Source organism: Bradyrhizobium sp. 138 (genome assembly GCF_023074075.1).
Lineage (GTDB): Bacteria > Pseudomonadota > Alphaproteobacteria > Rhizobiales > Xanthobacteraceae > Bradyrhizobium.
This window is the reverse complement of the sequence record NZ_JADPKT010000065.1, coordinates 1-994: the sequence shown is the minus strand read 5'-3', so window position 1 is coordinate 994 and position 994 is coordinate 1. Positions and strand designations below refer to the sequence as shown.

Sequence of the window (994 nt, the reverse complement as noted above, 5' to 3'; positions counted from 1 at the left end):
ATCCTGCGCGGACAATTCTCGGAATGCTGCGCGCCATCACTTCGGAATGCCGCGCGCGATCAAATCGGAACGGTGCGCGCGATCGCCTTGGAATCGGCACAAGGGGATGCACGCCACCCCTCCTCCACCGCCGTCGCTCGCCAGCGGCGGCTCCGAGGGGATGGCTCGGCCGGACCCCATGATCAATTTTGCTGAACTTGACGCACAGAACTAATTCGGGAGCGAAAGTCATGTTTTCCGGCCGCGAGGAAATCAGTCCAACCATCCCTGCCGCCGCTAGCGTGCTAATACTTTTCTCCATTCTCATGCTTACCACTGTGGTGTCGCGCCGGCGATCGGAGCGGCTACGTGGCATCCGCAGTACTTAACGGTTGTGCTCGCGTGCTTCCAGATGGCGTCAACGAAGAGGTTGGTGCTCGCCTGCGTCAAATCCGGCAGCGCAGTTGTCGCGGCGCGACCTAAGGTCGTCAGCTCGACTATATCCATTATTGAATCGGGGCAGACTATCCGTCTGTTGGAGCGCTAAAGCGCATTTTGGATGCCATTCCGATTAGCTTGGCAGAGTTTTTTCGCCGACAGAAGAAGGCAGGAGCAAAGTTTCTTTCGAAACAAAGACCTAACGCAAATCGGCAAGGGGGATTTCCTACCTTCAGAACCTGCAGTAGTAGTGTATCGCTCCGCCAAAGGCCGCTTTGTTTGACGAAGCAGGTCCTGGGGCTAATCCTGGGAGGCGCTATGCTCTGATCCTGATTGCCGCGCCATAGCTTCGGTTGTTGGGGCCCGCGACTTTGCTCGTATACTGAAGATTGCGAAGTTCATGCTCTCAGAGCTGGCTCGGGAAATCTGGACAGGACGATAAGTGGAGTTTCTGCCTGACGCCGGGCAAGATTGTCCGGCGAATCAGGAGAGACGATGAGCAGACGAGCCCGCCGGCACCACGCACCGGCATTCAAGGCCAAGGTGGCGTTAGCCGCGATCAAGGGCGAGATGACGC

The 994-nt window shown here is 57.5% G+C and carries 1 protein-coding gene; it reads left to right on the top strand.

What is annotated here, in order from left to right; translation table 11 throughout:
- Positions 1-195 (top strand): hypothetical protein (locus IVA79_RS22015; RefSeq protein WP_247556581.1); only part of this gene is annotated, 195 nt, incomplete at its 5' end.
- Between the last annotated feature and the right edge of the window lie 799 nt (positions 196-994).